This is a genomic window from Vibrio hepatarius (genome assembly GCF_018860525.1).
In the GTDB taxonomy this organism is placed as follows: domain Bacteria; phylum Pseudomonadota; class Gammaproteobacteria; order Enterobacterales; family Vibrionaceae; genus Vibrio; species Vibrio hepatarius_B.
The window spans coordinates 12,266-26,301 of record NZ_JAHKPM010000069.1 but is presented as its reverse complement, the minus strand read 5'-3'; the positions used below and the strand labels follow the sequence as shown (position 1 = coordinate 26,301).

The following is a 14,036-nucleotide window of genomic DNA, read 5'->3' as shown; positions in this document are numbered from 1 at the left end:
CAATAATTAATGACTATCTATTTATTGTTGCTAGGTTAAATGGTGTAAAACTATACAGATATATTGATATGAAATTACAATCTACAACATTATTTATTGCTATTTGTGCTGTACAGTCTAGTGCTTTTGCAAAAGAGCAATTAGCAGAACAAGTGATCGATGAGCCTAATAGCCAAACGGTATACTTTGAAGACAATGATGATTGGGTAAAGCTCAAGTCAGGAGAAGTGATCAAGGGAGAGCTTAACGGTACGATTAAAAAAGATTCAAATTCTTATAAGCAAGAAATTGAGTTTGATAGTGATGATCTTGGCGATCAGGAAATTGAACTTGGTGATATCCAAGAGCTCCAAACTGCAGGTTACTTTACTATTCGTACAGCTGACGGGGCTATTTATGACGGCTACTTATCGATTCGTAGCAACAAGCTTTATCTGACGAACGTTGATCAAGAGATGTCTTTTCCTGTTACTGAAGTTGTATCTATATACCGTGGTAATGAAAAGGATTCAGAGCAGTGGGATGCAGAGTTTACTTTTGGTATGGACATGAGCAGTGGTAACACAGATGAGTTTACGTTGCATGGAGATATTGATGCAGAGCGCAATACTGTCGAGTCAAGAACCCAGCTCAATGCCAGTCATGAAACCAAAGAATCGAATGATGAAAAAACTGCCAACAACTCCAAAGTGAGTGGTTCTTATGATATTTATGTTGATAACAAATTGTTCTTCAGACCCCTAGATCTTAAAGCTGAAAACGATGAGTTTCAGAACTTAGATTATAAAATCACAGCCTCAATGGGTGTCGGTTACTTCTTTATCGCTAATGACACCACTGAATGGGACGTGACTATTGGTCCTGCCTATACCTACACCAAATTTATTACGGTAGAAGAGGGTAATTCATCGACCGCAAATAGTGGCGCATTCAAGCTGGACTCAAATTTTGACTATGAACTTACCAAAAATATCGACTTTTCTTATGACTACAATATGGTCTGGGAGAGTGAAGAGTCGGGCGGGGTTCATCATACTAATTCTATAGGTTTCGATATTGACTTAGTGGGTGATCTAGATCTTAGCATAGATGGTGTATGGGACCATGTTTCTGATCCAACCGCTGATTCAGACGGCAAAGTACCAGAAAAAGACGACTATAAAATGCTCGTTGGCCTGAGTTACGAACTGTAACTCTATTTACAATCTCCTGTTTATACGCACTCAAGCAATATTGTTTGAGTGCGTAATTTTGTTATGAAGTTTTTTCTTAGTCTTCTTTCTTATTCAGTGCTCTCTGAATTTATGCGGATTCAATTTGTATGATAAATAAGATATCAAATCGAGTTTTCCACTCGATTGTTATTTACAATATTACTACTTTTCATGTAGATAGACTGTAAACAAATTTGATCTTTTGAGAATGCTAATTTATGGCAAAGGAAGTAATACCCACTCTAATATCGAGCCAAGACTTATCTACAGAGGTACATACTGGGGTTTTAACTGCTGACTCTGATGTGGAAAACACCCCCACACCGTTGACTTCTTCTTGGCATGGATTAGTTGAAGAAAGTAAAAAGCAAGACTTATCGAGGGTGTCGGAACTTGATGGTGTTGCCTCTCCTGAGTCTGTCATTTCATTGAATGAACCGAACAAAATTTCTTCTTTGAATAGCAAAATCGCAGAAAAAATTGAACTTATTAATCGTTTAGAGCTAAGAATAGAGGATAAAGATGATGATTTTGAACGTTATGAGAGTTTAGGTCACACGGAAGCTGAAAATAATGAATGGAGAAAAAGACAAGAGGCGATACAAGCCCGAAATATATTAAGAAGTGAGCTTATTTTACTTCAGGAAGAAAAAATCAATAATGACATTATTAATTCTTCGCTCAATTCGATTGTGCCTGTTAACCAACTCAAAGAAGAGCTTTTATATTTATCGCTCAATACACCAGAAATAGAAGTAGAAGGGCAGTTTAAGAAAAAAATACTTCTTGATGCTATTGAAGATTTACTCGACTCTCAAATTGAGATAACAAACAAAAAAATAATCGCAATACAGAATAGATTGCTAACACTTACCTCGCGTGAACTGAACTTATACCAAACAGCATTAGCTCAATTGGAAGAACGAAAAGCTCTAATGCTGACAGAAAGAGAAGAATTTAAGCTTGATAATGCAGAAGAGTTGGCCTTCAAGGGGAGGTTTAGGCAGTTATATAAAATAAGCCCAAGACAAGATATAACTTCATTTGAAGAAAATGTTATCACGTCTATTGACCGCAAACTATCTTGGGGATCCGATCGGATTTTCAGCGAAAAAGCAAAAATCCAACACAGCAAATGGGCCACATTTGTTGACTATGCGATTGTGCATACATCGCTTTTGTCCTCTGTTTCTTTACCCAGTATCAATTTTGGAGAAGAGGATGTGATGGTTAAGTTTTTTATCGAACTGGATGAAGAAAAAACAAAACAAGGGTCAGAACAAAAAGGAAAGCTTATCAATGTAGGTCATGTATTTGACGACATATCGGATACAATGATCCGATTGACTCGAGGCGATATATGGACTCAAGATGTAGTGTTAATGAACAATAGTCAGGTAGAAGCGACCCATGATTTAAAAAGTGCCTATACTGTGCTTGTCCAGGCTGGAGGATTCGATGAAGGGCCTTTTGAAAAGCTTTACTCACAAAAATATTATCCAACAATACCTCTCGCAACAATTGTTGAACATTCAAGTCCAAGGTACTTAGACAAAGTACTAAGTCGGTCGCATTTTATCACTGACGCTTTATCGAAATTGAACCCACCAGTAAAACCCGATTTTAGTCTTGAAGGGTATGAAGAAATAGCCCCATACTTCCATAGAACAGCGGATATGGCATCATCACTTAGTCGGGGCCCCACTTGGTTAGAAGACATAGGTTATTTTAGATCTATGCTGACCTCTCTCTATCCAGGGGCTTTAAATGCCGAGCGACATTTTGACGAGTTATTTATGTATATGGTTGGAAAGTCGGTCAATACAGACGATACAACCAGAGTCGTGAGGGCCTACTGTTACCGTGGAATAGAAGGCCGAGTCATCGTTTACGTTAGACAAAGTAACCGAATATACCAATTCCCCGAAGACACGTTCACGCTGCAAAAAGGTGACTCTCCAGAAATTGACGCTCTACTGCAAAGTCTATTTGTTTTTCCTGACGGGCAGGCAGCGGTAAGAGTGTTTTCTGATCACGCCACAACCGGTGTGATTTTGCCGAAAAAGAAAAGTTTGTCAGCAGGCGATTTGGCACGAAGACATTATAATGCTGTTTTTTTTCCATATAGGCACGAGCAACAGGCTACGATTGACCGTATTTTGAACTTAGGCCTTGATGAAAAGTACGCCGAAAAGGTTGACAACACGCTGACTGACAATCGGTCTTTCATTGTTGATAAGATTGATACCCACCTGAAGCTTTTAGCACTAATGGATATATCGATTGGTGGAGGGGAGGTTGATGAGAACCAAAAGAGCGAGATCAGAGGTTGGTTGGATGAGTTTTCTCGTGGTGAAAGAAAAGCCAGTTTTGGAACCGCTGATTATATTGGAGAAGAAGGAGTATCAAATCCTGACTTGATATTTGTTCCTCTAACTCAACAGCAATCGACAACGACAGAGGGGCTATTAGTTAATTTGAGATTATCCATAGTCATCCCTATCCCTAGAAACTTTATTGACAAACTTAGGCTATACCGTTCCCAAGATTTTAGGGTGTCGTTTTCTCTGGGTTTTTATTCGAAAAATAGCGAGGAAATAAGAAATATCCCCATCACCGATTCAGGGTGGATGGGTGCTATGAGAGACATTGATCGTTACGCGCAATGGTTATCATCTCAGGGTGGAAATATTACCATGCCAGATCTGGATGAAGCACTAAGACGAGTATCTCAATATTGCATGAGAACGGCATTTGGTTTTGAAAGCCCGACGGAGATGGAAATATTAAAGCTTAGTGAGATATTTCAACTGAGAAATCGACATAAGCCCTATAACCAATTTTTCAAAGACCATCTCTCTGATGACTCTAAGGTGAACCAATACATAGGCGCTGTAAACTTCAAAGCTGGAATGAACGACTTTGTTTCTCTCCTTAGACTACACAAAAGTTTTACATGGAGAAGGTCCAATGAAGCATCCGAGGAAAGGGTCTTCAACCCTAACGCTGGGAGTGCATTTGCCAATAAAATCTTTGAAGACATTAAAGATAGTTATCTAACGGAATGGGACGACGAAGTGGTCTCATATAATGAAGAATGGTGGAAAGATACGATTGAGTGGTGGCGAACCCCTTTAAGGATTGCTGGTTACACCATTGCCTCTGTTTTAGCGATCATGTTTCCTGGACTATCGGCAGGGATCATTGCAGGCATAGCGACAACTTTTATCACTGATACTGCCCTAGATATTGGATTATTAGGGGTTGAGGATGAGCCAGCAGAAAAAGAAAAATTAATGAAAGGCATAATAGTAAAAACTTTAGTGTCAATTGGAGGGGAAGCACTCGGCGGAGGCGGCGCGCAGTTAACGGCGAAAGCGATGAAACGACTTTTATTGAAAAGGGCATCAATGCAACTAAAAGGTCGTGAATTAGCGCAGGCGAAGCAAACGATTGAAAACTATCCTGATGAAGCGATAGAGGGGGTGACTCGAATTGCCAGAGAACGCCCAGAAATGTCAGCCCTTACTAAACTATTGGCCCAAAAGGGAGACGGTCTACCGAGAATAAACAGTCAAAGTGTGGATATGCAAAGTGTTATAAATCGCTATGGAGTCAGCGTTGAACGTAAAACAAACTTGTTTAAAAGACTCAAAAATTTTTATAACAGCCATGATAAAACGACAACTGTAATGGAAGCCTTAGAAGGAATTGTGATATTAACGTTGACTGGTGAGATTATCGTTTTAGTTGAAGAGTGTATATCGGGCACTATCAAGGATAATGAATTTTATCAGGTTTTGAAGTTAGTTTTATTGTATGGCGTAGCTGCTGGAGCTACAACGGTATCCAGTATGCAAAGAAGTCCTGAAATGCTCGAAATAGAAACCAAAGTCTGTCTGGAAAAAATGGGAATATCAGAAGACAATATATCCCTTTTTAGTCAGGCTTCTTCACGTCGTGGACTGTATGAAAAAGAGATAGCAACTGAAACTGATTTTGTCGAAGCGGTTGGTAAGTTTGATGATGTACCATCATCACACTCTGCTAGAGAAAAAGAAGTACGTCGAATACTAATACTTGATAAATTAACGAAGCTGCCAGCCAGAATAAATTTTGATCCTCTGTATTTAAGATTGTCAAAATTGATGGCAGGAAGAAATATGGATTGATTGAAGCTTTATGCGTTGGTTAATAAGCTTTTATATATCTACAATCCTTTAATTTTACTTGAGAGATAGCGTTTTTATCAGTGTCTTTTTCACACAGAATACATTAGTATTCGTGCTTGGCTCATTGAGAGGTTCATCTGTATTTGTTCCTAAAAGTGATCCAACATTTATCAATCTTAGTTTTCTTTATTTAACATATTGTTATTTAAAGAAATATAAATAAATCAAGTGTTGCTTGGTGTGCAACACCACTGTAAGGACAATTAAATGCCAATTATTACTCTTCCTGACGGCAGTCAACGTCAATTTGACAATCCAGTATCAACTCTCGATGTGGCTCAATCAATTGGTCCGGGTCTTGCGAAAGCAACCATCGCTGGACGTATTGATGGTAATCGTGTTGATGCATGTGATCTCATTGAACAAGATGCAAACCTTGAAATCATTACGATAAAAGACGATGTAGATGGTCTAGAAATCGTTCGTCACTCATGTGCTCACCTTTTGGGGCACGCGATTAAGCAGCTTTACCCTGAAGCTAAAATGGCGATCGGTCCTACTATAGACAATGGTTTTTATTATGATATCGACTTAGAGCATTCTCTTACGCAAGAAGATCTAGAAAAGATCGAACAGCGCATGAAAGATCTGGCTAAAACTAAGTATCAAGTTATCAAAAGAAAGGTGAGCTGGCAGGAAGCACGCGATACGTTCGAAACGCGTCGTGAATCCTACAAGATAGAAATTTTGGATGAAAACGTTGCACGTGACGACCGTCCAGGGCTTTACCATCATGAAGAATACGTTGATATGTGTCGTGGCCCTCACGTACCACATATGGGTTTTTGTCAGCATTTTACGTTACTCAATGTAGCAGGCGCATACTGGCGTGGTAACAGTGATAATAAAATGTTGCAGCGTATCTACGGTACGGCTTTCCACGATAAGAAAGCGCTAAAAGCACACTTAACTCGTCTTGAAGAAGCGGCTAAGCGTGATCACCGTAAAATCGGTAAGCAGCTAGATTTGTTCCACATGCAGCAAGAAGCACCAGGTATGGTGTTCTGGCACCATAATGGCTGGTCAATTTTCCGTGATCTTGAAGTTTTTGTACGTGAGAAACTGACTGAATACGGTTATCAAGAAGTAAAAGGTCCACTTATTATGGACCGTGTACTTTGGGAGCGTTCTGGCCACTGGGATAAATATGCTGAAGCCATGTTTACCACGGCTTCAGAAAATCGAGATTACGCCCTTAAACCGATGAACTGTCCTGGGCATGTACAGATTTTCAACCAAGGTCTGAAATCATACCGTGATTTGCCATTAAGAATGGCTGAGTTTGGTTCATGTCACCGTAATGAGCCATCAGGTGCATTACATGGTATTATGCGTGTGCGTGGCTTCACTCAGGATGATGCTCATATTTTCTGTACTGAGAGTCAGATACAAGAAGAAGTGACTTCTTGCATCAAGATGGTATACGATACATACCAGACATTCGGTTTTGACAATATCGTTGTCAAGCTGTCTACTCGACCAGAAAAACGTGTTGGTTCAGATGAAATTTGGGATGAATCTGAGAAAGCGCTTCAGAAGTCTCTTGAATCTATGGAGATCCCATATGAAATTCAAGAAGGTGAAGGAGCGTTTTACGGACCTAAGATCGAGTTTACCTTGCATGATTGTCTTGATCGTGCGTGGCAGTGTGGTACGGTTCAACTCGATTTCAATCTACCGAGCCGTCTAGGTGCGACATACGTTGATGAAAACAATGAACGTCAAGTACCGGTGATGATTCACCGCGCAATCTTGGGTTCACTGGAACGATTCATCGGTATTTTGATTGAAGAATACTTTGGGTTTTTCCCAACATGGCTATCTCCAGAGCAAGCTGTAATCATGAATATTACTGATAAACAGTCAAATTATGCTCAGGAAGTGGCCCAAAAACTACAAAAATGTGGAATTAGAGCTAAAGCAGACTTGAGAAATGAGAAGATTGGCTTTAAAATCCGCGAACATACTTTGAAGCGTGTGCCGTATATGCTGGTTTGTGGTGACCAAGAAATGGAAGCCGGAGAAATAGCAGTACGTACTCGTAAAGGTAAGGATCTCGGTAAATTTAAAGTGGATGATTTTGTTTCCTACATCCAAGACGAGATCTCAAGCCGTAAGCTCAATCTGGAGGAATAAGCTATTAAAGGCGGAAGACGCGGCCAACAACCGGCCAAACAAAATCCTCATCGTTTAAACGGTGAAATTCGTGGCGTTCGTGAAGTTCGTTTAACAGGCGCAGACGGTGAATCAGTTGGTGTTGTATCAATCCAAGAAGCAGTAACAGCAGCTGAAGATGCTGGTATGGACCTTGTAGAAATTAGTCCAAATGCCGAGCCACCTGTATGTCGCGTAATGGACTACGGTAAATTCCTCTTTGAGAAGAGCAAAGCTGCTAAAGAGCAGAAGAAGAAGCAAAAGCAGATCCAGATTAAGGAAGTTAAATTCCGCCCTGGAACTGATATTGGAGACTATCAGGTAAAACTACGCAACCTGACGCGTTTCCTTGAAGAAGGCAACAAAGTGAAAGTAACTATTCGCTTCCGTGGCCGAGAAATGGCACACCAAGACATCGGTGTCGACGTTCTTAAACGCTTGAAAGAAGACACGCTAGAACTAGCTGTTGTTGAATCTTTCCCAAGTCGTATTGAAGGTCGCCAGATGATAATGGTGTTAGCCCCTAAAAAGAAGTAATTAGTGGCTTGCAAGTAATTTGACCTCGCCGTTCTTTTCTTTTAGGAAAGAACGTAGTGGGGTTTTATTCGCCCTGATTACATGTTTATTAAACTACTACAATGCGGAGTTATTCATCATGCCTAAGATGAAAACCAACAAAGGTGCTGCTAAGCGTTTCAAGAAAACTGCTGGTGGTATTAAGTTCAAGCACGCTACAAAACGTCACATCTTGACTAAGCGTACTACTAAGAACAAGCGTCAACTACGTCCAAACGCAATCCTTCCTAAATGTGAAGTGGCTGCTGTTGTTCGTATGATGCCATACGCTTAATTCTTTTTAGTTTATTTATCGTTTAGTTTAGGAGAAGCATAATGCCTCGCGTAAAACGTGGTGTACAAGCTCGTGCACGTCATAAGAAAGTTCTAAAACAAGCTAAAGGTTACTACGGAGCACGTTCACGTGTTTACCGCGTAGCTTTCCAAGCAGTCACCAAAGCTGGTCAATACGCTTACCGTGACCGTCGCAATAAGAAGCGTCAATTCCGTCAACTATGGATTGCACGTATCAATGCGGCATCTCGCCAGAATGGTCTATCTTACAGCCGTTTAATCAACGGTCTTAAGAAAGCTTCTATCGAGATCGACCGTAAGATCCTTGCGGACATCGCGGTATTCGACAAATCTGCTTTCACAGTACTTGTTGAAAAAGCGAAAGCTGCTCTTTAATTAGAGTCAGTGATTAGGATTAAAAAAGGGGAGCTTAGGCTCCCTTTTTTGTTGCTGTTATTATTTGTAACGTTTATTGTTTGTAACGTTTTAAATCACACTTCCATCATTTAAATTAAACTCAAAGCAACACCTTGCGGTGACTGTGCTCTCGATACACGTATTGATACTGGTTTGCACATACAATTATCACTCTGACAGTGGTAGTAGGAAACGGACATCATGCATGACTATATTATCATTGGTGGTGGTATCATAGGTGCTTCAACGGCATGGCAGCTTAAGAAAAAATATCCGAGCAAAAGAATTTTGCTGTTAGAAAAAGAACCAGATTTTGCTCAACACCAAACTGGGCATAACAGCGGCGTTATCCATGCAGGGGTGTATTATCCACCGAATAGTCTCAAAGCTAAGTTTTGTAAGCAAGGAGCGATAGAGACAATAGCTTTTTGTGGTTATCATAATATCCAAGTCAAGAATTGCGGCAAGTTGATTGTCGCTACATCAAGTATTGAACTTGAAAGGATGCAGGCACTGTTTGAGCGCTGTAAGCAGAACGAGATTGATGTAGAGCAGCTTAATCCATATCAGCTTAAACAAATAGAACCGAACGTCACAGGACTCGGAGCCCTGCATATAAAGCAGTCAAGTATTGTTGATTACAAAGCAGTCACTCGCGCCATGATAAAAGAGTTTACCGATCTTGGTGGCGAAGTGAGTTTATCAACAGAAGTGATGGCTGGGCATGAATTTGAGTCTGAGATTCAACTGACTAGTATAAGAGCTGGCCAGACAATGCAGCTAAATACCCGATATTTAATTACATGCGGTGGCCTAATGGCTGATCGGTTAACGTCGATTCTGGGGATTGAAACACACTTTCAAATTGTTCCTTATCGAGGTGAATATTATCAACTTGACTCAAAGCATAACAAGATAGTAAATCACCTCATATATCCAGTTCCTGATCCTGATTTACCCTTCTTAGGGGTACATTTGACTAAAATGGTTGATGGGAGTGTAACCGTAGGCCCCAATGCAGTTCAAGGTTGGAAACGTGAGGGGTATTCTAAGCTTAATTTCAGCGTTCGGGATACACTGCAAATGCTTAAATTCAAAGGATTTTGGCGTGTAACGCGTATGCATTGTAAAACTGGCTTGATCGAGTTGTTCAATTCTTGGTGGAAACCGGCTTATCTTAAACAAGTTCAAAAATACTGCCCTAACTTGGTTCTCAAAGACTTAAAACCTTATCCAGCGGGAATTCGGGCCCAAGCAGTATTAGAGGATGGGACATTAGTTCACGATTTTTTATTTGCAGAAAGTACTCGCAGCTTACATGTTTGCAATGCCCCCAGCCCAGCAGCGACAGCAGCTATACCAATTGGTGCGTACATATGTGAAAAAGTTGCCGAAAAATTTGCGCCTGGCACCTAATTTGCTCGTATTTGCATGAGTAAGGTTATGCGGCAATTTGGCAGCTATAATAGCGTTGGTGTAGGGCGAGGGACTGGTGATGAGAAAATGGGGATTACTGTTGCTGAGCTTGTTTTTGACAGGTTGCGGTACAAAGTTTGTTTATAACAATATCGATTGGCTATTGATTGAATATCTTGATGACTTCGTTGAGCTGACGGACGAGCAAGAAACTTTGTTAGGTGATAAGCTTGAAAGCTTCACCAAGTGGCATAAGCAGCAAGAGTTACCTCATTATATTCAACATTTAAATGACTTGATTGTTCTTGATCCCCAAACTCTGACTATAGCTAATGTGCAGCAGCAGGAAAAGAAACTTCAGGCACATACACAAAGGCTACTGCGTCATATTGCGCCCGACGTTTATATATTGGCTAAGCAGCTTTCAGATCAGCAAGTTGAAGAGCTGATGGATAGCATTCGTGTCCGTCATACCCGCTATAAAAAGAAATACCAGAAGTTATCTGAGCAAGAGATTAGAGATAACTACCGAAAAAAGATGACCAATAACATTGAAGACTGGCTGGGACCACTAAGTTCAGATCAGCAACTATGGATCGCTGACTGGGTCTCACAGCTTGATATTACTTCCTATGATTGGATTGAACACCAAACTAAAATGAGAGTTGAGATAAATACATTGCTCAACCGTCGTTTAGATGATGACTATTTTACCCCCCATTTTGAACAATTGATGTTTAACCCGACCAGTTTTTACACTGAGAAATTGCAGCAAAAGATTGAGCATAATAGATCGACAGCTCATTACTATTTGGTGAAAATTGTCAATTCTGTATCACAGAAACAAACACTTCATTATCGCCAAGAGTTAGAGGATTGGCGAGATATTGCAGTTGAAATTCAGTAGTTTAAAATTGGTGAAAAAAGCGCCATCAGGCGCTTAGATAGCTAAGAAAAATAAAAATCTAGAAGAAACCCATTGGATTGACATCATAGCTGACTAATAGATTTTTAGTATTTTGATAATGATCGAGCATCATCTTGTGAGTTTCTCGGCCAATACCTGACTTTTTATACCCACCAAATGCCGCGTGCGCAGGGTATGCATGGTAGCAGTTAATCCAGATGCGACCTGCTTCAATCTTTCTGCCCATACGGTAGGCAAGGTTGGTATCACGAGTCCAAACACCCGCACCAAGCCCATACTCTGTATCGTTAGCAATAGCTAGGGCATCTTGCTCATCTTTGAATTTGGTGATGGCGATAACTGGACCAAAAATCTCTTCTTGGAACACACGCATTTTGTTGTGTCCCTCCAATAGAGTAGGTTGAATGTAATAGCCTGATTCAATCTCTCCTGCTTGTTGAGCGATTTCACCTCCAAACACAACTTTTGCCCCTTCTTGGCGGCCTATTTCCAAATAACTTAAAATCTTATCAAACTGCTCTTGAGAAGCTTGGGCACCGACTTGAGTATTTGTATCAAGAGGGTTTCCTTGTAGAATATGTTTTGCACGTTCCGCTACTCTTTCGACGAAACGATCATAAATCGACTCATGGACTAAGACTCTTGAAGGACAAGTACACACTTCTCCCTGATTGAAAAAAGCCAGTAGTGTGCCTTCCACACATTTTTCTAAATATTCGTCTTCGTGATCAAAAATATCAGCGAAGTAGATATTAGGTGACTTGCCACCAAGCTCAACCGTTGAGGGAATGAGGTTGTCTGCTGCACATTTTAGGATATGTTGACCGACATCGGTCGAACCAGTAAAGGCAAGCTTTGCAATACGCTGACTTGTTGCCAGCGCTTGACCCGCTTCTTTACCATAACCATTGACTATATTGATTACCCCAGGCGGGAGAAGTTCGCCGATGGTCTCCATCAATATTAGAATCGACGTTGGCGTTTGTTCAGCAGGTTTAAGAACAACGCAGCAGCCAGCAGCAAGAGCCGGTGCTAATTTCCATGCTGCCATTAACATTGGAAAATTCCATGGGATAATTTGTCCTACTACTCCAACGGGCTCTGGGAAGTGATAGCTTGCTGTATTGACGTCAAGCTCGGCTGCGCTGCCTTCTTGAGCGCGAATACATCCAGCAAAGTAGCGGAAATGGTCAACGACCAAAGGAAGGTCAGCGACTAGCGTTTCGCGAATTGGTTTGCCATTTTCCCATGTTTCAGCAATGGCGAGAACTTCAAGGTTTTCCTCAATTCTATCGGCAATCTTAAGCAGCAAGTTGGCACGTTCGCTAACACTGGTCGTTGCCCAAGATATTTTGGCTTTATGTGCAGCATCGAGTGCAAGTTCAACATCAGCCTCGTTTGAGCGAGCTACTTGACAGTATGCTTGTCCGTTTACAGGGGAGATATTTTCGAAGTATTCGCCAGATTGAGGTTTGACCCATTCTCCGCCTATGTAGTTGTTATAGTGGGTTTTAAATTCAATAAGCGAATCTGGGCTGCCAGGTTGTGCGTAAATCATAAAATGTCCTTATTTTTATTCAATTTTTTGTGCAAGTGATGTTTGAACTCATTATTTGCGACGCAACTTAACGCAAATCACAGGCCAAATGTTGCAAGCTTGTTGTAAAAGTCGAGTAAAGCTAGAGTACCCGTGCTTTCAGAAACGGAGATAAAGAGACACCAGAGAAGTAAAAGGGATGATCTCATTGTTAACTGTATTATTTTGGTACGGTTAGTATGTTCAACTATGGAACAGATATGGAGCAACACATTTTGCAGATGGATTCTTGGCTAGCCTCATCAACTGCCAAAGCGAAACATATTCTCAAGCCTTTACTCGGTCTTCACTATGGGGACCCAGAAGTTGATCAGGCATGGCAGGATGCGAGAAAGGTAGTTGGCTCAGGTATTCATTTACTTATCCTAGGAGAAACGGGTGTGGGAAAAGGCGAGTTTGTAAAAGCTCTCCATAACTACAGCCGTCTTTCTCATAAGCCTTTAGTGATGGTCAATTGTGCGGCTTTACCCAATGATCTTATTGAATCTGAGCTATTTGGCTATGCGCCAGGTTCATTTACAGGGGCAAATCCCAAAGGCTACAGTGGCCGAATTAGACAAGCTGACAAAGGAATTTTGTTTCTTGATGAAATTGGAGACATGTCACTGCAGGCCCAATGCCGTTTGTTATCGCTCTTACAAGATAAGATTGTCATGCCATTGGGTTCTACACGTTCTTATAATGTTGATATAGAAGTGATTTCGGCTACGCATCAGAACTTAAAGCAATTGATCGCTGAAGGTCGTTTTCGCCAAGACTTATATTATCGCCTCAATGGTTTGACTGTAAGACTTCCCACGCTTAAGCAGCGTATAGATAAGGCCCAGCTAATTGAAAGTATCCATGCCCAGTATCGCAAGCAGGCACAGAAGATCTCAAAGCCTGTGATGGAAAGGCTTATGGCTTATCTGTGGCCGGGAAATATACGTGAACTCGATAATTTTATAAAAGTTGCCGCATTAATGGCTGATGACAGCGCTGAAATTGAATTTAAACATTTACCCCAACAGTGGCAACAATCATTGCAAAGTGTTTCTCTTGTTAGAGAATCTCCAAGCACAGATCTAAACACAACCCTAAATGAAACTGTACTTGATGTGTATAAGTCAAACCAAGGTAACATCAGTAAAGTGGCACGAGAATTAGGAGTGAGTCGCAATACGGTTTATCGCAAGCTCAGAGCTCTGGGCTATTAATTTAAAGCTGATAAAGACGGTATTTTAGGCCTA

Annotated in this window: 10 protein-coding genes; 9 read left to right on the top strand and 1 reads right to left on the bottom strand. The window is 40.8% G+C overall.

Annotated features, from left to right (window positions below):
• Positions 1-68 precede the first annotated feature (68 nt).
• The 8 genes from KO511_RS20880 (at position 69) to KO511_RS20845 (ending at position 11,189) form a co-directional block, all read left to right on the top strand.
• The gene (locus KO511_RS20880) at positions 69-1,193 is read left to right on the top strand and encodes a DUF481 domain-containing protein (RefSeq protein WP_215989315.1); all 1,125 of its coding nucleotides are present in this window, start codon (positions 69-71) and stop codon (positions 1,191-1,193) included.
• Between the two features lie 239 nt (positions 1,194-1,432).
• Positions 1,433-5,386: a hypothetical protein gene (locus KO511_RS20875; protein WP_215989314.1), complete on the top strand. Its 3,954-nt coding sequence runs from the start codon at positions 1,433-1,435 to the stop codon at positions 5,384-5,386.
• A 267-nt stretch (positions 5,387-5,653) separates the two neighbouring features.
• The gene (thrS, locus tag KO511_RS20870) at positions 5,654-7,582 is read left to right on the top strand and encodes a threonine--tRNA ligase (RefSeq protein ID WP_215989313.1); all 1,929 of its coding nucleotides are present in this window, start codon (positions 5,654-5,656) and stop codon (positions 7,580-7,582) included.
• Positions 7,583-7,585: 3 nt separating this feature from the next.
• The gene (gene infC, locus KO511_RS20865; RefSeq protein WP_125320510.1) at positions 7,586-8,137 is read left to right on the top strand and encodes a translation initiation factor IF-3; all 552 of its coding nucleotides are present in this window, start codon (positions 7,586-7,588) and stop codon (positions 8,135-8,137) included.
• Between the two features lie 118 nt (positions 8,138-8,255).
• Positions 8,256-8,450, top strand: a complete 195-nt coding sequence (rpmI, locus tag KO511_RS20860) for a 50S ribosomal protein L35 (protein WP_019275792.1) — start codon at positions 8,256-8,258, stop codon at positions 8,448-8,450.
• 41 nt (positions 8,451-8,491) lie between these two features.
• Positions 8,492-8,845 carry a 50S ribosomal protein L20 gene (rplT, locus tag KO511_RS20855; RefSeq protein WP_125320511.1) on the top strand — a complete coding sequence of 118 codons (354 nt, stop codon included), beginning with the start codon at positions 8,492-8,494 and terminating at the stop codon, positions 8,843-8,845.
• Between the two features lie 222 nt (positions 8,846-9,067).
• Complete coding sequence (lhgO, locus tag KO511_RS20850; protein ID WP_215989312.1) at positions 9,068-10,282, top strand: L-2-hydroxyglutarate oxidase; 1,215 nt, start codon at positions 9,068-9,070, stop codon at positions 10,280-10,282.
• 79 nt (positions 10,283-10,361) lie between these two features.
• Entirely contained in the window at positions 10,362-11,189 is an 828-nt protein-coding gene (locus KO511_RS20845; RefSeq protein WP_125320513.1) for a DUF6279 family lipoprotein, read from the top strand.
• Positions 11,190-11,247: 58 nt separating this feature from the next.
• Here KO511_RS20845 and exaC read toward each other — a convergent pair whose 3' ends face one another.
• A complete protein-coding gene (gene exaC / locus KO511_RS20840) occupies positions 11,248-12,768 on the bottom strand; it encodes an acetaldehyde dehydrogenase ExaC (RefSeq protein ID WP_215989311.1) in 1,521 nt (506 codons plus the stop codon).
• A 239-nt stretch (positions 12,769-13,007) separates the two neighbouring features.
• Here exaC and KO511_RS20835 point away from each other — a divergent pair, with 239 nt between their 5' ends.
• A complete protein-coding gene (locus KO511_RS20835) occupies positions 13,008-14,003 on the top strand; it encodes a sigma-54-dependent Fis family transcriptional regulator (RefSeq protein ID WP_436840234.1) in 996 nt (331 codons plus the stop codon).
• The last annotated feature ends 33 nt before the right edge of the window (positions 14,004-14,036 follow it).

What these genes read in the sequence shown, in the direction of transcription:
- KO511_RS20880 (WP_215989315.1), top strand. Translation starts at nt 69, where the DNA reads ATGAAATTACAATCTACAACATTATTTATTGCTATTTGTGCTGTACAG.
- KO511_RS20875 (WP_215989314.1), top strand. Translation starts at nt 1,433, where the DNA reads ATGGCAAAGGAAGTAATACCCACTCTAATATCGAGCCAAGACTTATCT.
- thrS (WP_215989313.1), top strand. Translation starts at nt 5,654, where the DNA reads ATGCCAATTATTACTCTTCCTGACGGCAGTCAACGTCAATTTGACAAT.
- rpmI (WP_019275792.1), top strand. Translation starts at nt 8,256, where the DNA reads ATGCCTAAGATGAAAACCAACAAAGGTGCTGCTAAGCGTTTCAAGAAA.
- rplT (WP_125320511.1), top strand. Translation starts at nt 8,492, where the DNA reads ATGCCTCGCGTAAAACGTGGTGTACAAGCTCGTGCACGTCATAAGAAA.
- lhgO (WP_215989312.1), top strand. Translation starts at nt 9,068, where the DNA reads ATGCATGACTATATTATCATTGGTGGTGGTATCATAGGTGCTTCAACG.
- KO511_RS20845 (WP_125320513.1), top strand. Translation starts at nt 10,362, where the DNA reads ATGAGAAAATGGGGATTACTGTTGCTGAGCTTGTTTTTGACAGGTTGC.
- exaC (WP_215989311.1), bottom strand. Translation starts at nt 12,768, where the DNA reads ATGATTTACGCACAACCTGGCAGCCCAGATTCGCTTATTGAATTTAAA.
- KO511_RS20835 (WP_436840234.1), top strand. Translation starts at nt 13,008, where the DNA reads ATGGAGCAACACATTTTGCAGATGGATTCTTGGCTAGCCTCATCAACT.